This window comes from Melioribacteraceae bacterium, from assembly GCA_035362835.1.
In the GTDB taxonomy this organism is placed as follows: Bacteria; Bacteroidota; Ignavibacteria; order Ignavibacteriales; family Melioribacteraceae; genus DSXH01.
In genome coordinates, this window is record DAOSDY010000002.1 from 89,248 (window position 1) to 112,781 (window position 23,534).

Below are 23,534 nucleotides of genomic sequence, written 5' to 3' on the forward strand. Positions count from 1 at the left end.
GAAAAGCACCTTATTTTTTAAGGTGCTTTTTTTATGGAGGAATCATAAAAGCCAGAATATTCAAAATCGAGAGCAAGGATTATTACCTGCTTGATGAATCGGATAATGAAATAAGAACTTCTTTACGCGGAAAGTTTAAAAAGGAATTCGGCTTCAAATCAGATAAGCTCTATAAACTTGATATCGCTGCTGTTGGGGACATAGTTGAGTATGAATTGAATAATGATGGATCCGGCGTAATCAACAAAATTCTGCCGAGAAAAAATTATCTCTCAAGGAAAGTGCCAAAATTGAAAGGTGCCGGAACCCGCGGCGAAAGACTTGAACAGATAATCGCAGCCAACATAGACAACCTTATTGTTGTTGCGAGCTGGAAGAATCCTGAATTTAACAATAGATTACTCGACCGCCTCATTCTTGCAGGTGAAAGCTCGCATGTTAATGTTAAAATTATTATCAATAAGTCCGATCTTAAAGAACCCTGTCAGGCCAAATTCTGGATCGATCTCTATACTGAAATCGGTTACCCCGTTTTCGAAACAAGCGTCAAGCAGGATTCGGGTCTCGTTAATGTAAAATCTGCCCTTGCAGGATCTGTCAGCCTTCTATGGGGACAATCGGGCGTAGGGAAATCTTCTCTCCTCAATCGAATCTATCCTCACCTCAATTTTAAGACAGGAGAGATCAGTTCCTCAACTTCTAAAGGAAAACATACTACCGTTACTTCAGTCCTTAAAAAAATTGAGGAGGATACTTTTATAATCGATACACCCGGAATACGCGAAATTGATCCTTACGGAATCAGGAAAGAGGATGTTGGCCATTTCTTTGTCGATTTCCTCCCTTATCTGAATGATTGCAGATTTAATACATGCACACACCATCATGAACCCGGATGTGCTGTAATTGATTCTGTAGAAAAAGGGATTATAAACCCCGAAAGGTACAGAAGCTATCTAAATATTCTTGATACTATTGAAGACGATATGAATTTTTAGAGTCCGGCGACCTTTCTCTTCATCTGTTCAATGAATTGTGTAACGACAATGTCCGGAACACCGTCTTTGTGTTTCGATTGAAGCCGCATGTCGCACTGGTCGTTGATATAATCGATCAGGTAAAAACGGTGGGATTTTGTAAGTGCGATTTCTGTAGAGAAATAATCGATCTTAGCGATTCTTGCAATACCCTGTGTAATTTTTATCATCCTTTGCAGTTTGTATTTCGCTATCTGTTCTTTTGTTAATACTTTGTATAGATGAGTCTGGTCATCCCACCACGTGGGAATTACTTTCCCGAATGCCCAGAATATCCTGAACCAGGCCCGCTTATGATCGATCCTTACGGGATCGATTTTCTGCTGTATAAGATATTTTTCGGTATGTCCTTTCTTCCTTTCATCTTGAATCTGTTCAATTGAAGTACCGTCCTTTACTACACCTTGTCCGCCGCCTGAAAAAATCGACGGTTTAATTATAAACGGAATCTTTATTGTCCTAAGATCATTCCCGGTAATAAATAATCTTTCATCTTTATCCCATGGTTCAACAATAAAAGTCTCAGGCAGGTTAAAACCTTTTCTGAGAAGTTTTTTGTGGAAATAAGATTTGTCAGTTACTTTCCGTGTAACCTTATGCGGATTAATTAAATAACATTTCCGGCGCAGCAGCAGCTTGGTTATGATATTGAATTCGGGGTCTTCATCCGAAGCCCGGTCTAAATATGCCTTGAAAGATAATTTCCTCTGGCGCAACAAAGTGGCTACCTCGTGAATATTCACTTTATAAATAATAAAAGTCTTCAGGCCGCTCTTCTGAAAGATCTTTTCGGTAAGTTCGATAAATTCCTTATCGTACTGCCAGGTATATGATATTGCCAGATCGAATTTGTACATTTCTCAGGAAAAATTTTTGTGAAAATAGGTAAACCTTGTTTAGCTAGCAATCTTTTGCCTTGTTAATCAAAACGTTATAGTTTATTTTTTCGTTCAAATTAAAGGATTTTATGAACCTTAAACCACTCTTTTTATTGATGATAATTATTAGCGCCGGGTGCTCCTCAAATTCCGTTAAGGTGGCCGGTACTGCTGATAAAGAGAGTAAATCAATTATTACTTCTACCGGCAAGATAGCACAGGAGAAATTTATTAACGGTTCGATGCTGGAGCTTAAAGGTGAATATGAGTCGGCTATTAATGAGTATCTCGATGCATTGAAATACGATCCTCAAGCGGGTATTCACTTTGCAATTGCTAAAAATTATTACAAGTTAAATAAACTCTCATCTGCAATTCAGCATTCGCGCAGAGCGGTTCAGCTCGATTCAACGAATTCTGAATATCTCTATCTGCTTGCTTCAATCTACTCGTCGTCCCGCCTCGATGATTCTTCGATGGTTGTTTACGAGAAAATTATTGCGCGCGATTCTTCGAATTACCCGGCATTCTATCAACTCGCGCTGCTAAATGAAAAGAACAGACCTACTTACGCCCTCTCTATTTATAATAAACTTGTCGGTCTGCTCGGACCGGAATGGAATCTGCTTATACGTATTATCGATCTTAACGAGCGCCTCGGCAATATTGATGAAACTATCAGCACATTTGAAGAACTTCTGAATCTTAATCCGTCCGATCTCCGGCTTCAGAAAGTTCTTATTGAATCATATCTGAAAACTAAAAAGTACGATAAAGCTCATAAGCTGATTGATGAAAGTCTTATCAGTTTTCCGGACGACCTTAATTTGTATGAAATGAAAGGTGCCGCATATATCCAGACCGAAGAGTGGAAGAACGCATTCGATCAGTACAGCAGATTACTCCGGAGTGAAGAAATCGGATATGAAAATAAATTGGGTATCGGAACAATATTTCTTAACGCTGTCGAAAAAAATTCTATTAATCTTAATTACGCGAAAGAGATATTTGTACGGCTGAACAGGGATACTACTGACTGGCAGTTAAACGCATATCTCGGTGAAATTGAAATCCGTCTTAAGAATGATTCTCTTGCCATCGATTACTTTAAAAAAGCTACGGAACTGGCTGAATGGAATAATCAACTCTGGATCCGACTGGGAGGCACACTGTTCGATAACGGAAAGTACCAGCTCGTTGTTGATCTGCTAAAAAAAGGTGTTCAAAGCTTTCCGAACGACTTTGCTATAAATCTTATCTACGGTCTTGCACTTTCCCAGCAGGGAAATCATCGTTCTGCTAAAGAGTATCTCGGCAAAGCTGTTAAAATCAATCCGAATGATATAACAGTTCTTACTGCATACGGATATACTCTGAATCAGCTGAAGGAGGATGATGAAGCTCTTGTTTATCTGAACAAAGCAATGATCTTCAGCCCTAATGATATTCAGGTGATTGGAATGACGGCATTAATCTATGAATCAAAAGGGGAGTATTCAAAATCCGATTCCCTTTATTCACTTGCGATGTCGCTCGATCCAGGGAATGCGCTGATTCTTAATAACTATGCGTATTCACTTGCTGAAAGAGGTGTAAGAATTGACGAGGCACTTGAATGGAGCAGCAATGCCGTTAACATTGAACCCGAAAATCCTTCGTATCTCGATACACTTGGCTGGATCTATTTCCGGCTGAATGATTTTGAAAAAGCCAGGTCGTATATTGAAAAATCGCTTAAATATGAAAATAATAGCGGTACTGTACTGGATCATCTGGGCGATGTTTATTATAAACTGGGTGATAAACCTAAAGCGCTTGAATTCTGGAAGAAAGCTCTTGATGTTGAACCCAATAATAATAAGTTCAAAGAGAAAATTGAGAAAGGTGAATTGTGAAAAAATATATTCCGTTGCTTATTGTTACCGCATTCGTTTTTATTGCCGGGGGATGCGCTCCCTCCCGACAGGTTTCTGACGAAAGGATAATCTCTTCGGACAGGTTGATTAAGAAACTTGAAGCCAACAGAAGAAAAGTTAAAACTTTCCGGGGCACCGGAACCCTTAATATCTTTTCACCCGAATTAAATGCCGGAAGCAGTTTCGAAGTAATTTTAAAAAAACCCGATTCACTTAAGGTTTCTTTTTATGGCCCGTTCGGAATTGACCTTGCGCATGCCTTAATTACTCCTCAGGATTTCCAGTTTTACGATGTAATTAATAACAATCTCTACCACGGCAAGATGCGTGACGGTATTATGAGGCAGATTCTCAAAGTCGATTTCTCGTTTGATGAACTGATCGATGCCCTTGCCGGAAGCGTTAATCTGACTGATAAACTTAGAATTGAACCGGACCGCTTCGAAGCAGACGGTAATCTCTACCGGCTTACATATCTTGATTCTCTAAAGAAAATTGAAAAAGTCTATACTGTAAGAGCCGATGATTTAGCTATCAGCGAAAATGTCCTTAAACAATTCAACGGAAATATCCTGGTGGAAGGGAAGTACTCTCGTTTTAAAACTTACGAGGATGTTCCTATTCCGCAGGAAATTATTCTTAACGACATCGTGAACAAACAGCGGCTGAAAGTGGAATACAGGAAGATTGAGATTAACCGGAATGATGTTGACCTGTTAATAGATATCCCAACAGATGTGAAAATTCGAGAATGGTAAGCGATTGCAAGAAAATAGTATCTGCGCTTTTCTTACTATCAATTCCGTTACTTATGTATGCTCAGACTGCCGACAGCATACAGCAGAAGAACCTTGAACTGACGAATATAAAAAATGAAATTTCCCGCCTCGAAAACGAACTGAGAAGCAAATCTAAAACCGAAAAGGAATCTCTACAGTCCCTGGAAAACATTAACCGCCAGAAACTACTTCTTAATAAACTTGTCAATAATCTTGTTACCGAAGAAAAAAATAAATCGCAGGAAATAGAAGAAACCTTAAAACTGATTGGTTCTGTTGAAAATAGAATTAAGGTTCTTAAAGAAAAATACAGCAACTATGTCGTCTGGGTTTATAAAAACAGGGGACTTTCTCTCTTCCGCTTTCTTCTTAATACCGATTCTTTTAATCAGACTATTAAACGATACAGGTACCTCCGCTACATTTCGCAGCAGAATAAAATAACACTAAACCAGCTTGGTAAAAGCAGGGATGAGCTGAATCTCCTCGCGTCCCAGCTCGAAAAGGAGCGATCAGAAAAGGAAAACCTTGTTGCTTTAAAACAAAATGAACAGAAAGTCCTCTCGGATCGCGAGTCGGAAAGGAAAGATCTGATCAAAACTCTTAAGCAGGATCAGAAGATGATCACTTCCGAGATCGAATCGAAAAGAAAAGCTGAAATACTGATTAAGAATATAATAGCCCGTCTTATCGAAGAGGAACGTGAAAGGAAAGCAAAGCTTCTGGCCAGGAAACAGGGCGAAAGTATTTCCCCGCCAAAATATAATTACAGCAATTTCCAGAATTTTGCGGAACTCAAAGGAATTCTTACCTGGCCTGTTTCGGGCGGTAAGGTTGTCCGCAAATTCGGTGAGAATAAGAACGAACGGCTTAAAACGGTTACCCTCAATTACGGAATCGATATATCAGTGAAAGGGGAGCAGAACGTATTTGCAGTTGCCGAAGGGGTCGTCTCGGCTATCGATTGGATCCCCGGCTACGGATCCATCGTTATTCTAACTCACCGCGATGAATATAGAACAGTCTATGGACACATTTCTAATATTTCAGTTCAGGAAGGAGATAAAATTTCTGCAGGAACGCTTATCGGCAGCGTGAATGAAAGTCTGGAAGGCAATATCCTCCATTTCGAAATCTGGAACGAAAGAAATTACCAGAATCCTGAAATCTGGTTGGCCAGGAAGTAAATTTCTAACCTGATTACTCTTATCCGTTTAATTTTCTCTAAAATCGTTTCCCAATTTATTAATCCACTTTGCAAAGGCGTTTATAATTCCCATGAAAATACCCGGGTATTTATTCTCTTAAAAATATTATCTATTGGAATTTAAAAAACTATATTATTAATTTAAGCTATGTAAAATGAACTGATATTTAATAAATCCTTACTGAAGAAATTTGGCAGACTAGATTTTTATCAGTTCATGGGGGAAAGAAATTTGTACCACAGGCAATGTACAATCTTCAGTTTTACTTCTCGTTTTATTACAACCGATTCAGATTCTGATCTGTTAATTCCATTAGGTATCTATTTAATAAGATAAAATCTACTATGCCTGGTAAATCAGCCGGAAGAAACTATATCTACCTTCTGGTTCTGGTCCTGTTAAATGTGATGATCTACATCCCTGTAATCCTGAAAATTCCCGGTTATATAATGGATGATTATCATCTCTTTACAGTAATTAGCAGTAATCAGTACAATCCATTTGATATCACAAAATACTCGCAGTTTTTTCTCTCACTCCGGCCGGTTACATATCTTAGTCTGTGGCTCGACTTTAATTTATTCGGTGATAACTCTATTGCAATTAAACTATCGGGATTAATATTGCACACTTTTCTCGTAATCTCGATCTATTTCCTTTTCAATTTGCTGACGCAATTCTTGAAAATCAATATCTCAAAAACGACAATTACAGTCTTGTGTATTATATTTTCCATCCACCTGGATAGTCTTACCTGGATCTATTGGATCAGCAACCGGACTGAGTCCCTGATGCTGCTTTTCTATGTCTGGTCCGCAATCTGTTTTTTACTCTATTTCAAAAATGAAAAAAAGTATCTCCTGTTCTTTTCTTTCCTCTTTTACATCCTATCGATTTTATCGAAACAGAGTTCACTCCATCTCCCTTTTCTCCTTCTAATTGGTTCAATATATCAAATGAGGCAAAAGGGAAATTCGGAATTCAAACTTTACCTATTCTATGTTTTCTTAATATTTATCTTAATTCTATTCTCATCACTTAACTATTTTATATATAGCGATTATCAGAACCTACTGGGTAATCTCTGGAAAAAACCATTTTCTTTCTTCGGAATTCTTCTTCATCTGATTTTCCCTCTCTTCTCAGGCAATATTTATAACTATTTCCTTTTAAATAAAGAGATTGCTGCTTTTATCTTTATCCCGGCGTCAATTCTATTATTTGTTTTTGTTGTGATAAGAAAAAATCTCCGGAAGAAATTTATTCTTCTGTTAATAATAACAGTCATAATTATATACCCGAGAATTTTCGCGACAGGCGGCAGTAGATTAAACGGTATTCTTCTCTTATGGCTCCTTGTTCTACTTATGTACCTGTTTTCGAAAATGAAATCAGTACGGATGATTTGTTTAGTGACCGGTTTACTGATTCTGTCTTATTCAATTTCTTTCTTGATCAGGACACAAAGTTTAGAAACGATATTTGTGCATGAAAAGAAAAATTTCGGTGAACTTGTTGACTTAATTCAATCATGTAGTGGACAAAATTTTATTTTATGTTCCGATTCGAATGATATAATTCCGTATAAGTATTATTATTATATTCACAGTTCAGTTGGTCTTGTAAATAGTATAATCACTTCACCTGTATTTTACGAATTAGTACTTGTAAATCATGATCTCTCCCTATTTAATAAAAAAATAATTGACTGCAGAAAAAAAGGGGATTACTATGAAATTACTTCCTACGATCCTCTGATCTATCTTCTCATTAATCCTTATAATCCAGACTTCGTACGTTACCGCATAATTGAAAAAGAATCGAGCAGGTCTGGACGTGGATTCAGCCGGATTCTTCTCGATATTCCCCAAATAATTGAAAAAGATACGGATCAGGTTCTCTATTTCGATGGCCTGAAATGGAAGGAATTGAAATGATCACTGTATTAATGCCCGCGTTCAATAACGGACGTTTTATAGTTCAAGCGGTTCGAAGCATTCTGAATCAGTCATTCACCAATTATGAGTTGATGATTATAGACGATGGTTCAGAAGATGATACAGAATCTTTGATTAATTATATCAATGATCCGCGAATCAAATACATAAGAAAGGAACATACCGGTCTTATGGATAGCATCAATTACGGGTTTGAAAAATCTTCTAATGAAATTATAACCCGTATGGACGCAGACGATCTGGCTCATCCTCTCAGGCTGCAAAAGCAGATGGATTTTTTTAAAAGTCATCCTGATATCGATCTCCTCTCGTCCTGGTATGCTGTTTTTAAAAACGATAGAATCCGTTATGTCGTAAACAGAAGTATTTATGATGAGGAGATAAAAAAATATCTGGCCCTCTATTCGGATATTTGTCATCCATCAATAATGTTCCGAAAATCGAAATTTCTGAAACTCGGCGGATTCAAAGTTGATGCCCGTTATGATATTGTCGGCGATTATTTTATCTGGCTTAAATATAAATCTCATCTAAAATTCTATAACCTTCCTCAAGTTCTTTATTTCTACCGGGAAAGGGAAGATTCAGGCAGCAACTTGAATAAATTACAGAACTATAAAATGATCTATGAAATTCAATCTTCTTACTACGGAGAAGATCTGTCAGATCAGTTTGGTCTAACCGATAAACAGGCACTCATTGTCAGGGGCTGGCGGGAGTTCCTTTATGGAGATCCCCAAAAATCACTGAATTACTGGAAGCGCTCCGATTCAGATTTGCTCATTTCACCTTCCGTTTTCCCGGCAGCTATTCTGTCTAGACTTCCGGATTTTTTTGTTAATAAAATTAAGGGGAGAAGGATTCCAGAACGGCTGAAATATTTTACTAAATGTATTCTTCCTGAGTACAGACGGGTAAACCGGGATTTTCAATCAATATTAAAGGCGGTATCGGATGTTTGAAATTGCTCTTACTTCAATTGAATCGATTCCTGTCAACGAAAATTCTAAACAGGCATTTCTCTATGCAGACTTTAATGTAATAAATAAAATCTACACTGATGGTATTTCCGGGAATAATCACGGACTCCTTTTTTATCCCGACTCAACTGCTGTATTTATAGCAGTAAATCTTTTATACGGAGGAGGGAAGAAAAGAATTGTAAGCACCGACCTACTCAATAAATTATTAATTGAGTCGGCAGAGAAGAAATGCAGGATATTCTTTTTCGGGAATTCTTCAGAAGTGCTAATGAAAATGACTCCGCGGCTCACACAGAAATATCCATCGATAAATATCTGCGGTGTTTCAAATGGATATTCATTTGATGATGATACGCTTATTAACCTTATAAACTCTTCAGGGACTGAAATTCTGTTTGTCGGGTTGGGAGCGGGGAAGCAGGAGAAATGGATTGTTGATAATTATTCACGGTTAAACTGCCGGCTTATCGTATCGTGCGGCGGCTGGTTCCGGTATCTTGCCGGTACAAAAAAACGCGCCCCTCAGTTTCTGAGCAATATTTATCTCGAATGGCTCTTCAGACTGTTATCTGAATTCCGATCGATCTGGAAAAGATACCTTTTCGGTCTTCCTCTTTTTTACTATAGGATAATTAAAGGAAAAATTAAACTGGTACTGAAATGAAGTATAAGCCCATTACGGTGCTAATGGTGGTCAAGAACGGTCTTCCGTTCCTTGCTGATGCTGTAAATTCAATTCTCGCACAGTCCTATACAGATTTTTACCTTCTGATCGTTGATGATCATTCCACCGATGCTTCCGTTGAATACCTTAAATCGATTAGTGACGGGAGACTATATGTAATGAAGAATCGTGGTAATGGAATTTCCCAAGCGCTTAATACTGGATTGAATTCCGCCGAATCAAAATATTGTGCAATTATGGATGCGGATGATATTTCTCATCCCCTGCGAATTGAGAAACAATTCAGCTTCCTTGAGGAAAATCCCGACTATGTTTTAACCGGGACATCATTGCGTTATATCGGTTCGGATATATCCAGCCGCAGTTGGGACGTTGATCTACCGTCAGAACATTACCTATTGGCAAATGCGCTTGCAAAAGGATTCTATGTTATTTCTCATCCTACGATAATGGTGAGGACTTCAGCAATGAAAGTGATTAATGGTTACAATAATGATTTGAAATATAATATCGACCTGGATCTTTATTTAAGGCTGATTGAGCACGGACGTTTCACAAATCTAGATGGTATCAGAACATCAGTCCGGCTCCACGAAAACAGTTTTACTCATTTAAACCTTCAACCGATTGTTAAACAGAATTATCTCTATTCAAGAAAAAAAGAACAGAATTATAACAACGCCGATAAATTAATCATTACACTCAAATACTATTCGGCATTTAATTATCGAAAGGGTCTTCTAAAATTCCTGAGTGGACATTGGATTACATGGTCATGGAACCTGTTTCTTGCCGCATTATTCGATATGCCGAGAGCATTCTTTCATCTGAAAAATAAATATCATATAAAATGAACAGAATAGTTTTATTGGGTAATCTGGTTTTACTCCTTTTTATTAATAGTGCTGATCTATTATCCCAGCATCGGGACACGGAATTGAATAACTGGTTCGAATCCGGTAAACCTCATTTAAAGATCGGTGTGGCTGCGGATGGGATTTACAGGGTTAGCTATGAAGACCTTCTGCAATACGGATTTAATATAACCGCTACCGATCCTCATAATCTCATTCTTTTTAAATCCGGATTTAAAATCCCAATATTCGTAAGCGGAAAAGAAGACGGCCGGTTCGATCCGGAAGACTTTATCGAATTTGTCGGCCTGCGGAATATGGGCGGCAGTCACCACAAAATTAATGATTCACAAAAACCGTATAATGAATATCTGGGAAGATATACCGATACAACCGTTTACTGGCTTTCATGGCGTGAGAATGATAATTCGGTGATTGAAAATGCAACGCTTAATAATTCCACTGCCGATACTGTATTAACATCATATTATGAAACACTCCACTATGAAAGAAATGTTGCGCTTGATTTTTCTTCGCCGGACCTTGTTACAAAAGATTTTCCTTTCTGGACAGGGAACAAGACCTGGATTGAAAGCCTATTAAATCCCGGAACGAAAAACTATAACTTCGCAGTCAAGAACCTTGTCCCGGGAAAGAACGCTTTCGTCTCCTGCAAACTCTTTGATTATGCATCCGACTTCCAAAGTAATTCTCATCTTCTGGCAATTGGATTGAACAGTAGCTCTCTCCTTGATTCAACAAGTCTGGACCGTTATGAACAGGCAGTTCTGAATGCTGAAATCGGCCCGGCGTTTATTCAGGAAGGTAATAATACAGTGAAGATTAGATCCTTTCCTACTTCTGCATCATTAAATGTTTGTGCAATCGATTGGGTCGAGCTGAAATATCCAAAGCTGCTTTCAATTGATGATGGCCTTCTCAAATTCTCATTCCTCTCGCCCTTAAATAATAAACTGTGTGAAATCAGGATTTCAGGAATAATATCGGAAATCAACTCGATCTGGAAATACGGAACTAAAATCCGCAGGTACTTACCTCCCGTGAATGGAAATATGATTTCTATTATCGATACTGTTTCAAATACTGACCTCTTTTTTATTTCCGGCGAAGACCGCATTAAGAAACCAAAATATTACTATTCACGAAATCAATTATCACTCATGTCCGACACCGCATCTACGGAATACCTGATAATCACTCATAAGAAGTTCTTAAATAAAGCGCGGGAGTATGGGGATTTTATTTCTTCCAGTTATAGTTTGAGATCCCGGACCGTTGATATTGAGGATATCTATGATGAATTCTCTTATGGCCTGTTTAATCCGGAATCGGTCAGGGATTTCCTGAAATTCCTCTCGGACTTCCGGCATAATCCGAAATTGAAATATCTGCTGCTGATCGGCGGTGCTACTTATGATTATCACGGAAATAAAGCCGCTTATCAGGGGGCGCCTCGGTTTTATAATTACGTTCCCTCATTCGGCTCTCCGGTAAGCGATACATGGTTTGTCATTTTCGATTCCTCCAATACAGTAATTCCCGATATCAGTATCGGAAGGCTTCCTGTAACTACGAATGAGGAGCTTGACTGGTATTACCAGAAACATAAAGAATATTTAGATCAGCCGTTTGATGCATGGAATAAAAGAGTAATATTTTTCTCGGGGGGAACCGGAAATGTCCAATCGCAAATTGATGCCTTGAAAAATATTAACGATTTTATAATCAAAAACTATGTTACTCCCAAACCATTTGCGGGTATATTCACACACTTCTATAAAACGATTAATCCAGTAAATAATTTCGGCCCTTACACGCCTGAAAAGATTTCCAATGTTATCGACAGCGGCGGGGTCTTTATATCCTACCTGGGACACAGCGGTACTCAAACCTGGGATAACTCAATTACGGATCCGATGCAGCTTCAGAATAAAGTTGACCGGTATCCGCTAATTACCGATTTCGGCTGCTCAACCTCAAGGTTCGCGGAACCGGATGTTATTTCATTTTCTCAGACATTTGTAAATAGGGGCCAGGCAATTGCCTATATTGCAAATTCCTCGCTTGGATTTACATCAACGTCATACACGTTTCCCCAAATATTTTATAAGAAGCTATTAGCTGATTCGGTTCATACTATTGGTGATGCACACCGTATAGCTAAAATGGAATTAGTTGCGAAATATGGTTCATCGGGAGTATATCAATTGTTTGCGTTAACCAATACGTTGATTGGCGATCCGGTAATCAGTCTGAAATTTCCATCTAAACCTAACCTGAAAATTTCTCAATCTGATATTAGAATATTGGATAATAACTTTTCGGACAGTCAGGACAGTCTAAGGATAAAAATCAGTATTAGTAATTATGGTTTATCGAATGATGCTTCATATAAAATCCTGATTCAGGATCACTATAATAGCTCTTTAAATTATTCTAAAGATTTCAGGAGGATTATTCCCGACTACGAGGATTCCATCTTTTTCAAAATTCCTGTAAAGGATATGAATGGAGAGCACCGTATATCAGTTAGTCTGGATACGGAAGGGGCGGTTAATGAAATCTATGAGAATGATAACATTGCCTATTTCGATTTCATTTTACCAAGCGGTTCTGTTAAATACCTGATCTCTTCAAACGCTGAGAATTATGTTAAGAATCCTTTAAGAATTTTATCGCCGACAGCGTCGAATACAACTTCTTCGTATGTTCTGCAAGTTGCAGACAATCGGAAATTTATTAATCCTGTTGATTACAGTATAATGCTCGATACAATAAAAACTGATTTCTTTCTGGATAACATTTTCAGGAATAAAAGACTATGGCTACGCGCCAAATCATATACGGACGATTCAAGCAGCACTGCTATAACTTTTAAATTATCGGACAAAAACAGTTTCTCACTATTTGATTCACTGAGTTTTTTGAATCAATACGTAAAGAATATGACTGTCGGTGATGCTCTCACACTCGATTCGAACTACGTCCGGTTCAGGCTCCTTTCTGCCGGATTGAATGACGGGAATACGGCACTGATTCTAAAGGACGGACAAAATTTTATCCCCGAAAATACATTGCGAGGTCATCACGTAGCGGTGTTTAAAGGCAGCAGTTTTAAGTACGCTGATTACAAACGTTTTGATCTCTATGGCGGTGGTGCTGCGGTTACAAACGAGTATATTAAATTCCTCGATACACTCTCCTCGGATTGTATTGTTGCTTTTACGGTGTCCGACGAAGGGACAGTCAGTTCTGCTGCACTGAGAAACAAAATCAAAGAATACGGCAGTAAATATATCGATAACGTTTCGTTCAGAAGCTCATGGGTAATGCTGGGGCGTAAAGGTGCAGCAACCGGGACTGTCCCGGAGAAATATTCGAAACAATATCAGGGAAGAGTTGAGGCGGACACTGTTATCCTTTCCGATTACCGTTCGGGTGAATTGTTAACCAATATAATTGGCCCCGCAGCTAAATGGGAAAAATTGAATCTTGGTTTGAGCGGTACTACAAATCTTTTAAATCTGGCTGTACTTGGAAACGGCTTAACGAATTACGATACCTTGTTTACCACGGCCGATCGGAAGACTACTTACGACTTATCTTCTATTGATCATGTGAAATATCCGTATCTTAAAGTGATTCTTAAATTGTCATCAGAGAACATTAATGATATAGTAAAAATTGATTCGCTGATAATTGATTACCGTAAACCACCCGAGCTTGTTATAAGTAATTACACCTCTTATGTTTCAAGTGATACTCTCACACAGGGAGAAACTGTTTCATTAAACTATACTATTTACAATGTGGGGGAGACAACCGCGCAAAAGGTGAAAGTCGTTCTGCAGCTCTTTAAGTCGGACGGAGTTAAAATATCGGAAAATGTGATAACAGTTGATTCAATTATAACGGATAACAGAAGAAATTATTCTTTCAGTTACAATACCGGCAGTCTGAGCGGTTCATTTTATATTATCATTAATGCCGATCCTGACAGATCCTTGAATGAAATTTATACTGATAATAATTATTTATCCGTTCCGTTTTTTGTGAGGGGGGATGAAAGTATTCCGGTTGTTCAGGTTAAATTTGACGATGCCGATATTTACGACGGGGACTACATCTCGTCTAGTCCTGATATCAGAATAAGTATAAACAATGGTTCTTTAATGCCACTGTCAGATACTTCTTCTGTTGAAATATATCTAAACAACCAGCGGATCTATTTTAATAACAATGCAGATATAATCAATTACAGTTTTTCCAGTACGAATCCCAAAATGATAATTGATTATAAACCTTTCCTTGAGGATGGCGAATATTTATTTAAGGTGGTTGCAAGAAATCCGGTTAACAGTTCTATCGAAAGGACTACCGTTCAAAAGAAATTTTTAGTATTTAATGAATCCCGATTGCTGCATGTCTATAACTATCCTAATCCGTTCAGCGATATGACCTATTTCACTTTCAAGCTCACCCGTATTCCTGATCAGCTGAAGATCAGGATTTACACTCTTACCGGCCGTTTAATAAAAGAGATTTCGGCTGAATCTGCTCAGCTTAAATATGATCTAAACCTGATTGAGTGGGACGGCAGGGACCAGGACGGTTCATTAGTAGGTAATGGAGTTTATATTTACAAAATTGTTTTAAAAAGCGGTACAGAACAAATTACCGCAACGCAAAAGCTTTCTGTCGTAAGATAGTACGATTCATGAAGAGAAGCATCATTTCAAAATGATCAGTTTTCTTACATTTCTGAATGAACCGCTTGATAATTGATATAAGTATACTCCGCTCGGAAGGCCGCTTCCGTCAAAAGTTATATCATAATATCCGGGTGATTTAAATTCATTTACAAGAAGCTTAACTTCTCTGCCGAGCAGGTCGAAGACGCTTAATTTAACATGTCCGGCGTTCTTTATTTTGTACTTAATGGTTGTTGACGGGTTGAATGGATTCGGATAATTCTGGAATAAGTAATAGTCATCAGTCATCCTATCCTCACCGGCGGATGTTATTGGGGGCGGAAGAGAAGGGGATGGATATTTCCAGATTCCGTTAGTACCTGTTCCTGCAAATACGGCATCGCTTGTGAACAGGATCGAGTAGATTGGCCGGCCGAAAGAAACAGTTGATCTTAGCCAGCGTGAACCGTCGTTATTCAGGAAATAGACGCCGCTGTAGGTTGTTGCGTATACCTGATTGTTCGAAATGGAAATCGAATAAATACCTGTACCTAAAATACCGGTATTGAACTCAGACCAGGTTTCTCCATCGTTGCTGGAAATATACATCCCCCCGTAACTACCGAGATACAATTTCCCGTTCAGTTTTGCTATCGAAGTTGTATATGTATTTCGTAATCCGTTATTTATACTGCGCCATTGATTGCCGTCGCCGTTTGAAATGTAAACTCCTCCGTCCGTGCAGGCGAAAAGATTCTGACCGTCGGAATAGATGTACATTATGTTCAGATTCTCCAATCCGTTGTTCAGTGCTGTCCAGCCGGAATTTATTCCGGTCAGTTTATAAACTCCCAGATTTGTTCCGGCGTAGATTGATCCATTAATATTTATAACGGAATGAACCTCTCTGCCACCCGGATTTCCGTTCACTTCTGTCCATGAGCTGCCTTCGTCAGGAGAATAAAATACTCCGAGCATTGTACCTGCAATTAAAATATTATCCAGCAGGGCAATTGAATTAACGTTCGACCAGACATCCCCGACTCTAATCGATTCCCAGTCCTCGCCTCTGTTTTCAGACTTCAACATTCCCCAGCTTGTACCGGCATATAGATTACCATTCAGCTCGGCAAGAGCATTTACATTTTCAAATCGCTGTTCAGATCTCGTTATACACCAGTTCTTCCCGTTTTGTGTTAATAAATAGAGCCCTTCGAAAGTGCCAATGAAAAGTATTTCATCTTTAAAAATAAACGACCGGCAGCCCGGTGTAAGGGCATTCTGACTCCAGGTTTTTCCATTATCCGGTGAAAATCTGACACCGCTGTTTTCAGTAAAAAAAATATTGTTCCTTAGATTTATTACTTTGTCCGCATACGAACCTATATCTATATGCTGCCAGGTATTCCCATTGTCAGGTGAATAATAAATTCCGTAACCGGTACCTACGTAGATCCGGGAATTATCAACGTAGAGGTCATATATTCCATAACTGTATCCGTTGTTTTTAATCTCCGTCCATGTAGTCCCTTCATCGGAGGTAAAGAATAAACCTGACATTCCTCCAGCGTACAATCCGTTCGCATTAACACAGAGAACGTAAGCGAATAGATTTTGTGTCTGCGGGATATTTAACTTCTGCCAGCCTGCCCCTTCACTATCGGATTTATATATGCCGTTATTCGATGCGGCATAAATTATATTCCCTTTAATTACAATATCTTTTATACGGGAAATGCTGAATCCGGTATTTGCCTCAACCCAGGTTTTACCGTAATCGCTGGACCTGAAAAATCCTTTGCCTTCTGTTCCGGCAATGAAATAATTCTCTGTTACAGCTAAAGCTGTAACATATGGAGTTGTCAGTCCGTTGTTAATAAACTCCCATGTTTTACCGTAGTCTTTTGAAAGGGCGGCGCCTTTAAGATTTATACTTGCGAGAATTAATGAATCCTTTATTACCATATCCTGAATGAATTCAAAAAACGGTTCTCCGAAGGAAGGAAGGCTAAGTTTATTCCATTGACCCGAAATTGAATTGAATGTGAAGACCAGGAAAAGAAGAATAATTATTTTCATTATACGACTATCTGTTATAAGCGCAGTAACAACTGCTCAAATTTAAGGCAATTCTAAATAAAAGACTATATTCAAATACGGCGACATATTTCGTCCACTTAATTTGTAATCGTATAATATTCATACTCCTTTTCACAATATGCTTTTTAAATTTTTTTTCTTATTTCACTTATCCTCTTTTCCCTTCTCATTTTTCTTTGAAAGCTCCTTGTTCTCTTTCGTAATTTCCATCTGGTTTCTAACGAGATAACTTCCCTGGCTGATAGCCATCAGAAATACCAGTTCTTCCGGAACGCTCCACAGCATACCCTCAACAGAGCTTTTATAAACAAACAGTATAATCGCGGCAATAGTCCAGAATAGGTATTGTGCTTTGGCCATCGAAGGGTATTCCTTAGTCTCAATCGTTATATTAATTACCGAAGCCAGCCCGGAAAAATATCCTCCCCTGATCGTATCCCTGCTGATATCCCGCCCCAGGCTTTTATTCAGGTCTTTCATCAGATGTGACTGGTAATGCCCGGCCGCACCGGATACAACCGAGAGACCCATCAGCACAATCAGGGAATCGGGTATATCGGGTACGTCGAGATGCATCAGTCCGAACATAAATACCATGGCTCCAACGGAAATAGTCCACATGGCCATCTGCATTAAGGAGAGGGAGATCTTGCCGTCGTATGTCCGTATTACATCGAGCGGCCTCTTCTTGCGAATCCATTCGAACGAGAAAATTATGAACGTCATTACAATCAGAAAAATAATTGTGTAGAAGATTCCGCCGGAACGGTTACCGATGTAAATTTCCGACTCGCTTATGACCCTGGAATATTGACTGTCGGTTTTGCTCTCTTCAGAATTTTTTTTGATGTTCCACCGCATAACCGGGAGGACACGCATTCCGGCGTCGTAAAACGGCATCTCTATACCACTAAGGTCGAATATCATCATTGTCCCCTGAACAGTAACGGGTATTCCGGAAATGATTTGAGTTATCGTCTGACCGGACGCTACCTGGTATGGTTTGAATGGATGCGAGCTGTTAAGCACATCGCCGAATTTCTCACGGGTTCGCTGAAAGATACCGATCAGATACAACTCCGGCTCCATCTCCGCGGTAATATTGGCATTGGCAATAAATACTTTTACAGGATGGGAGCGGAGCTGTCCGTCGTTCATCATAAGAACCGGTCTGCTTCCGTTCTCTTCTGCAAGGTTGAAAAGTGAAGGCATGAGAAAAAATATCAGTGCTAAAGAAATATTTTTCATGTGAACTCCCAGAATATTTAAATAACTGCAAATCCGATTGCGGAATTAACCGTATCCTTGATAACAGAAACAGCAGCGTTAATTGCTCTCTGAACAGTTAAAATTCCCAATCCTTCAATAGTGAGTAGAACATTCTGAATAGCATTTTTGTGAAGTTCGGTTAGAAGCTGTGCCCGTTCAACCGAAATCTTCCCGGCTAATAACAGCTTGCCTATATCCTCGAGTGAAAGAGTAAATTTTTTGAATTCTGTTTCCGCATACGATTTTACTTCATCCCATCCGGAAACGATCTCCTTTTCCGCAGCGCCGAGCATCTGCGGGACCAGATTAGAAAAATCAAAAGCCATCTCTAAACTCCTTTAGATAAAAATTAATCACCTCTTTTTTTTGCAATCTCCAGTTTTAGAATTGCTTCAATCGCCTGATTGAATGCACCCCGGATTATCGGAATTTCCTCTTTTATGATGCCTTCCGGACTCTTGTGAGCCTTTTCAAGAATGTCTAGCTGGTTCGATATGTTGATCAGCTGGGTAACCTGTAACTCGTTAAGTGGCCGGGTTTTTGCTCTCAACTGGAGTGAAGCCAGCTCGGTTCGGATATCATCATAGTATTTTTCAAAATTGCTATATGCCGCTTTGCTGCTGCCTATTGCTTTATCAATTTTTATAAGCAGGGACTCAATCTGTTTGTGAAGCGAAACTACTGCTTCATCTGTCTGCCGGTCGTAATCGCTTATCAATTTTAAAGTACAGGCACCGAATTGAAGTATAAAAAGTAGAACCATGGCCGTTCTAAAAATTAAAACTCCCGATGATCTCTTTGTCTTCACTTTCCCTCCCGATTTCTGTTGTCTGATAATTGACTATTCCATTAAAAGAAGATTGAAATACCAAGAAGAATATTATGCGAGTAAAATGAATATTCGATTTTTACTGGTTGACCGTAATATGAATTAAGTTCCTCCTCATAACTGTATATCTGCATTCTGTACTCGGTTCTAAAAGCTATACTTTCAGTAAGCAGAATCTTTAAGCCCGCCCCGGCATTAAATTGGTGCACGGAATAAGTACGGTTGGAAAACGGAATAAGAGTATTGAAGTAGGGTACAGAATTGCCGATCCCGATTCCTCCAAGTATAAAAGGAATAATTTCATTCTCATCTTTCAGAAGATTTAAAAGCAGGTTTGCATTCAGACTGTACATCAGATCGGAATTTTCGACTATTGAAAGCTGCAGCTCGGGTTCCAGTTCTAAACCTTTGTATACAAAATACCCGAGTCGTCCGTGCAAAAGAAAATAGTAATTCATTTCCCCGTCGTATGAACCGCTATATCCGCCCGTAGTTTTCGAGTTCCCCTTCGCTCCTCCTAATGTGGCAGAGACCGATAGTTCAATATTATTACCGCTGACCTGTGCGTCAACTGAAATGTTGAGAAGAATAATTAATGAAAATGGGATTAATATTTTCATACATCCTCCGGCTGAATAAAAACATGAACAATTTATTTTGGTAAATACAGAATTAGACCGGATAAGTAATTGAGGAAATACTAACCGAGAGATTTAGTTATAAATTACCCTCTTTCTGGATGCTCAAATTTGTGAGTTTATTATTTCAGCGGAGGAGGGGGGTACCCCGCTAAGACGTCAGAAATCTAACTTATTGGAATTTAAATTTCAAGCTGAAAAACCAGTTGAATTACTCTCAGGTAATCTATATTAATCGCGTAAAACTTTAATAAATTTCAGGGGATGGAGCATTTAATAAAATCTACGAACTCATCAACATTATAAAACTTGTAATCCGGATTGCATTCCCTGCACCTGTTCCTTGAATACTCATCCCATAGAACTAGCGCGCATTTAACCCCCGCACTTTCGGATGCCATTACATCGTGAATTGCGTCTCCGATCATTAGAACACGGCCAGGATCGAGGCTGTACTTCTCAACAAACTTTATTATTCCCTCCGGTGCCGGTTTGTGCTCTTCAACATCATCGCCGCTTAATATTAAATCAAAATGATCGTAGAGCCCGATCGACTTCAATGTAATAGTTGCAGAGTCGCGTCCTTTTCCGGTAAATATTCCGAGGGGAATCGCCTTCTCTTTTATATATCCTATTACTTCATTCATTCCGGGGAATATATCGGCCATTTCCGAGTGGTTCGATTCGTAAAAATCGAAATAATCCTTTCTTGCTTTTTCGTAATCGCCTTTCATCCATTCTTTCAATATCACATCCTCTGTAGGACCGAAGAGAGCAACGATTTCCTCGTTTGTCAAACGCTTATTCAGATACTTTTCCGCAACATGATTGAAACTTGCGAAGATCAGTTCGTGAGTTTCAGCGAGTGTACCGTCTACATCGAATATGATACCGTCGAAGAGTCTCAATTTTTCTCCATTGAAAATATTATCACGCGCCCGTTATAGTCCGATGCCAAATATCTGCTGTTTCCGATTTGCTTGAGCGATTTGAATGGGACGTGACCGGAATGATAAAGGAGCTCGCTCCTTGTTCCGTTCAAGGTCCGTAAAATTTTTCCGTTCTCTGTAAAGATCAGATTGCCGTTATCCTGAAGGATTCCGCCACCAGGTCCGGTAAAAGTTTCACTCTGCTTGTATTCTTTGATAATCTTGCCGTTCTCAGAATTGAGCTGGTATATTATCGAATTCCTTCCTTTTACATAAATGGTCTTCCCGTTCGATGAAGCAGATATACTGTCGAAAAGATTCAGCTTATCGCTCATCCATTCCAGTTTACCAAGCATCAGGTCGATTGCATATAAGATACCTGCGGAAGAAATAACATAGACTCTTTTTCCGTCGCTAACTATCTGCGATCCTGAAAAGTCTGTATCGGCTTTCTCTTTCCATCGCCAGATCATCAGTCCGTTCCGCGCATCGATAGAATAAATAAATCCGTCGTTACCCGTGAAAAGAATTTTATTACCTGCACTAACGGGATCTGATCTTATCATGCCGTTAGTATTGTAGACCCAGTATTCCTGAAGAGTTTCAAGATCGTAGCAGTAGATTCTGCCAGAGGCAGTACCGAAAACAATTGCAGCTTTGGATTCTGTAAGTTTAGGAATCATTAAAATCCTTGTCCCGCTGTAATCAATCACCTCCAGACCGGTGGTAATCAGTTCCTCGAATCCTATTGTCTGTATCTGCTCGCCTGAAATAGCGCTTAATGTAAGCAGGTCACCCTGCAATGTGGCAATAGCAAGTATTCTATCTTTAATTACGGGCGTTCCTACTATCTCTCCGAATGTATTATAATCCCATAAAAAATTTCCGGTCGAATCGTGGCAGGTGATAAGACCGTTCTTCTGTGTGGAATAAACTTTTCCGTTCCAGTAAATGGGGATTGAATAGGAGAGGTTATTTAATTCTATCCCGCACAATAAAGTGATCTTGTTTTGAACCGGTACAATCTGCGGTGGCAATTCTTTCTCAATCTGGATCGATTTATCGATCGCGATTTGTGATTTCTGTTTCGAATCTTTTACGATTATTGAGTCGCGGGAAAGTTTGAAGATAAATGCTTCGCTGTTCTTTTCATAGTCGAACGGAGGGAGGTCGATAATATTAGTACCGAGCAGGTTTCTCTGGATGAATCTAGGTCTGTTACCGTTAATTATCAGTTTCAGATTCTTCTGCTGCAGCAAAGTATAAACGCTCTGCCAGTTGTATACCGATTCGAATTCTACAGGGGAGAAAAAATAAACCTCTTTTTGCAATCCCGCTATCTCAAGAATTTCATAAAGCCAGTTTATACTTCCTGAATGGTAATAGCTTATTTCCCGGTAAGGGAGGGTAGGATTAATACCGATATAAATGAAATCGCCGCCGTCGATTGCAAAATTATCCCCTTCGTAAAAATTCATGAACCATTCCCATCCCTCTGCGTCGCGAGTATCGGAAGCGTAAGGGAGGAATAGATAGTTGGTTTTCATGCTGTCCAGATAAGTGGAGAGTGATTCAAATTCCTTTTTTGACCCCGAGGATGTTATCTGTCCTGTTAAAACTAGGAACTCATTCATGGGATCGGAATGGAATCTGCTTATCATAGAATCGATCGATACCCTGCTTGCGGAGGGTGAGTATTTCAGATTTGATACAACTCCAAACCTCGCACTCTGTGCGGATAAAGTAATCGACGTAAATACTGTAAGGAGGTAAATTAATTTTTTCATTTTTGCATTTTAGTGTCAGGTCAAATTTAGTAAAAATAACAGAGACATTGAATTTGTAAAAACAGTTAGATATTATTTAGCAAAAGGTTATTGTTGTTTTTATCTAAACTGTGAGTTAGGTTGTAAAAGTGACTTTGCGGTTTTTTGTACTGTGATTATCTATAAAGAGAGCGGGTAACCTGGATGAAAATCGGATTTATTAGCGACATACATGAAGATATCTTTAGCCTTGAAAGGGCTCTCAAATTGTTATCTAATGAAAAATGTGATTCGGTTATTTGCCTCGGTGATATCGTAGGATTTACTTTGCCGTTTTACCGTTACATTGAATCTAGGAATGCAGAGGAATCTGTCCGGCTCGTAATGGAGAATTGTTCGAAAGTTGTTGTTGGTAATCATGATTTATATGCAATTAAAAAAGTGCCTAATTATCAATCCGGTTTTGATTACGGGGATAACTGGTATCAGCTTGACTATGAAATTCGTGCCGCGAAGTCACGTAATAGGATCTGGCTTTATGAGGATAATGAAATAAAATCTTTTCTTAGCGATACTTCAAAAGAGTTTCTTGATTCTCTCTGTGAAGTTGAAATACTGGAATTCGGAGATAGTCGAATACTTCTCTCACATTTTTGCTATCCGGATTTTTCAGGATCTGCGATTTTTTTCCCCGGAGAAGTATTTCACCTTGAAAAGCATTTTCAGTTCATGAATGAAAAGAAATGCGGGATAAGTATCTCCGGTCATGGTCATCCGGAAGGAGTGATAATGGTTACTGAAGAAAGGTTTGAGTCACTCAAATTCGGTCAGAATAAACTTAACGATGGTGTTCAATGGATTGTCGTTCCCTGTGTCGCACGGACTACAAGGGAGAATGGGATTCTTATCCTTGACACTTCTTGCATGGAATTCCGTTCAATATCGCTCAAATCTTATTTTCAATAATAGTAATGGGGATGAAACTGATAATTG

18 protein-coding genes are annotated in these 23,534 nt (G+C 39.0%); 10 read left to right on the forward strand and 8 right to left on the reverse strand.

All coding sequences use genetic code 11. The annotated features are described in order from the left end of the window. Nucleotides 1-86 precede the first annotated feature (86 nt). Complete coding sequence (gene rsgA, locus PLZ15_07485; GenBank protein ID HOI29592.1) at nt 87-998, forward strand: ribosome small subunit-dependent GTPase A; 912 nt, start codon at nt 87-89, stop codon at nt 996-998. Here the strand turns inward: rsgA and PLZ15_07490 are convergent. Then, a complete protein-coding gene (locus PLZ15_07490) occupies nt 995-1,894 on the reverse strand; it encodes a hypothetical protein (protein HOI29593.1) in 900 nt (299 codons plus the stop codon). The two genes, rsgA and PLZ15_07490, sit on opposite strands and share 4 nt — an antisense overlap. Before the next feature lie 110 nt (nt 1,895-2,004). On the opposite strand from PLZ15_07490, the gene PLZ15_07495 reads away from it, so the two are divergent. The 8 genes from PLZ15_07495 to PLZ15_07530 all read left to right on the forward strand — a co-directional run bounded on the left by PLZ15_07495 (nt 2,005) and on the right by PLZ15_07530 (nt 15,028). After that, nucleotides 2,005-3,810: a tetratricopeptide repeat protein gene (locus tag PLZ15_07495; GenBank protein ID HOI29594.1), complete on the forward strand. Its 1,806-nt coding sequence runs from the start codon at nt 2,005-2,007 to the stop codon at nt 3,808-3,810. Beyond that, the gene (locus PLZ15_07500; protein HOI29595.1) at nt 3,807-4,589 is read left to right on the forward strand and encodes a DUF4292 domain-containing protein; all 783 of its coding nucleotides are present in this window, start codon (nt 3,807-3,809) and stop codon (nt 4,587-4,589) included. The genes PLZ15_07495 and PLZ15_07500 overlap by 4 nt, the downstream gene beginning before the upstream one ends. Continuing rightward, nucleotides 4,583-5,797: a peptidoglycan DD-metalloendopeptidase family protein gene (locus tag PLZ15_07505; GenBank protein ID HOI29596.1), complete on the forward strand. Its 1,215-nt coding sequence runs from the start codon at nt 4,583-4,585 to the stop codon at nt 5,795-5,797. The genes PLZ15_07500 and PLZ15_07505 overlap by 7 nt, the downstream gene beginning before the upstream one ends. Before the next feature lie 365 nt (nt 5,798-6,162). Further along, nucleotides 6,163-7,755 carry a hypothetical protein gene (locus PLZ15_07510; protein ID HOI29597.1) on the forward strand — a complete coding sequence of 531 codons (1,593 nt, stop codon included), beginning with the start codon at nt 6,163-6,165 and terminating at the stop codon, nt 7,753-7,755. Further along, the gene (locus PLZ15_07515; protein HOI29598.1) at nt 7,752-8,738 is read left to right on the forward strand and encodes a glycosyltransferase; all 987 of its coding nucleotides are present in this window, start codon (nt 7,752-7,754) and stop codon (nt 8,736-8,738) included. Before PLZ15_07510 ends, PLZ15_07515 begins: the two co-directional genes overlap by 4 nt. Beyond that, nucleotides 8,731-9,423 (forward strand): WecB/TagA/CpsF family glycosyltransferase, encoded by a 693-nt coding sequence (locus tag PLZ15_07520; protein ID HOI29599.1) that lies wholly within the window; start codon nt 8,731-8,733, stop codon nt 9,421-9,423. The genes PLZ15_07515 and PLZ15_07520 overlap by 8 nt, the downstream gene beginning before the upstream one ends. Then, nucleotides 9,420-10,298 carry a glycosyltransferase gene (locus tag PLZ15_07525; protein ID HOI29600.1) on the forward strand — a complete coding sequence of 293 codons (879 nt, stop codon included), beginning with the start codon at nt 9,420-9,422 and terminating at the stop codon, nt 10,296-10,298. Before PLZ15_07520 ends, PLZ15_07525 begins: the two co-directional genes overlap by 4 nt. Then, nucleotides 10,295-15,028 carry a C25 family cysteine peptidase gene (locus tag PLZ15_07530; GenBank protein ID HOI29601.1) on the forward strand — a complete coding sequence of 1,578 codons (4,734 nt, stop codon included), beginning with the start codon at nt 10,295-10,297 and terminating at the stop codon, nt 15,026-15,028. The genes PLZ15_07525 and PLZ15_07530 overlap by 4 nt, the downstream gene beginning before the upstream one ends. 21 nt (nt 15,029-15,049) lie before the next feature. Here the strand turns inward: PLZ15_07530 and PLZ15_07535 are convergent, their stop codons facing one another. The 7 genes from PLZ15_07535 to PLZ15_07565 all read right to left on the reverse strand — a co-directional run bounded on the left by PLZ15_07535 (nt 15,050) and on the right by PLZ15_07565 (nt 22,562). Then, the gene (locus tag PLZ15_07535; GenBank protein HOI29602.1) at nt 15,050-17,089 is read right to left on the reverse strand and encodes a T9SS type A sorting domain-containing protein; all 2,040 of its coding nucleotides are present in this window, start codon (nt 17,087-17,089) and stop codon (nt 15,050-15,052) included. Nucleotides 17,090-17,254: 165 nt separating this feature from the next. Next, on the reverse strand, nt 17,255-18,358 hold the full coding sequence (locus PLZ15_07540; protein HOI29603.1) for a hypothetical protein: 1,104 nt from the start codon (nt 18,356-18,358) through the stop codon (nt 17,255-17,257). Nucleotides 18,359-18,375: 17 nt separating this feature from the next. Further along, on the reverse strand, nt 18,376-18,705 hold the full coding sequence (locus PLZ15_07545; protein ID HOI29604.1) for a hypothetical protein: 330 nt from the start codon (nt 18,703-18,705) through the stop codon (nt 18,376-18,378). Between the two features lie 23 nt (nt 18,706-18,728). Beyond that, nucleotides 18,729-19,187, reverse strand: a complete 459-nt coding sequence (locus tag PLZ15_07550) for a hypothetical protein (protein ID HOI29605.1) — start codon at nt 19,185-19,187, stop codon at nt 18,729-18,731. 41 nt (nt 19,188-19,228) lie between these two features. Beyond that, a complete protein-coding gene (locus PLZ15_07555; protein ID HOI29606.1) occupies nt 19,229-19,828 on the reverse strand; it encodes a hypothetical protein in 600 nt (199 codons plus the stop codon). A gap of 275 nt (nt 19,829-20,103) precedes the next feature. Then, nucleotides 20,104-20,754 (reverse strand): HAD family hydrolase, encoded by a 651-nt coding sequence (locus PLZ15_07560; protein HOI29607.1) that lies wholly within the window; start codon nt 20,752-20,754, stop codon nt 20,104-20,106. Continuing rightward, nucleotides 20,751-22,562 carry a PQQ-binding-like beta-propeller repeat protein gene (locus PLZ15_07565; protein ID HOI29608.1) on the reverse strand — a complete coding sequence of 604 codons (1,812 nt, stop codon included), beginning with the start codon at nt 22,560-22,562 and terminating at the stop codon, nt 20,751-20,753. The genes PLZ15_07560 and PLZ15_07565 overlap by 4 nt, the downstream gene beginning before the upstream one ends. Nucleotides 22,563-22,745: 183 nt before the next feature. Here PLZ15_07565 and PLZ15_07570 point away from each other — a divergent pair, with 183 nt between their 5' ends. Further along, the gene (locus tag PLZ15_07570; protein HOI29609.1) at nt 22,746-23,507 is read left to right on the forward strand and encodes a metallophosphoesterase family protein; all 762 of its coding nucleotides are present in this window, start codon (nt 22,746-22,748) and stop codon (nt 23,505-23,507) included. The last annotated feature ends 27 nt before the right edge of the window (nt 23,508-23,534 follow it).

Coding starts and splice junctions, on each gene's coding strand:
- PLZ15_07530 (HOI29601.1), top strand. CDS start 10,295: ATGAACAGAATAGTTTTATTGGGTAATCTGGTTTTACTCCTTTTTATT.
- PLZ15_07535 (HOI29602.1), bottom strand. CDS start 17,089: ATGAAAATAATTATTCTTCTTTTCCTGGTCTTCACATTCAATTCAATT.
- PLZ15_07555 (HOI29606.1), bottom strand. CDS start 19,828: ATGAAAATATTAATCCCATTTTCATTAATTATTCTTCTCAACATTTCA.
- PLZ15_07510 (HOI29597.1), top strand. CDS start 6,163: ATGCCTGGTAAATCAGCCGGAAGAAACTATATCTACCTTCTGGTTCTG.
- PLZ15_07495 (HOI29594.1), top strand. CDS start 2,005: ATGAACCTTAAACCACTCTTTTTATTGATGATAATTATTAGCGCCGGG.
- PLZ15_07545 (HOI29604.1), bottom strand. CDS start 18,705: ATGGCTTTTGATTTTTCTAATCTGGTCCCGCAGATGCTCGGCGCTGCG.
- PLZ15_07505 (HOI29596.1), top strand. CDS start 4,583: ATGGTAAGCGATTGCAAGAAAATAGTATCTGCGCTTTTCTTACTATCA.
- PLZ15_07525 (HOI29600.1), top strand. CDS start 9,420: ATGAAGTATAAGCCCATTACGGTGCTAATGGTGGTCAAGAACGGTCTT.
- PLZ15_07520 (HOI29599.1), top strand. CDS start 8,731: ATGTTTGAAATTGCTCTTACTTCAATTGAATCGATTCCTGTCAACGAA.
- PLZ15_07540 (HOI29603.1), bottom strand. CDS start 18,358: ATGAAAAATATTTCTTTAGCACTGATATTTTTTCTCATGCCTTCACTT.
- PLZ15_07565 (HOI29608.1), bottom strand. CDS start 22,562: ATGAAAAAATTAATTTACCTCCTTACAGTATTTACGTCGATTACTTTA.
- PLZ15_07490 (HOI29593.1), bottom strand. CDS start 1,894: ATGTACAAATTCGATCTGGCAATATCATATACCTGGCAGTACGATAAG.
- PLZ15_07515 (HOI29598.1), top strand. CDS start 7,752: ATGATCACTGTATTAATGCCCGCGTTCAATAACGGACGTTTTATAGTT.
- PLZ15_07570 (HOI29609.1), top strand. CDS start 22,746: ATGAAAATCGGATTTATTAGCGACATACATGAAGATATCTTTAGCCTT.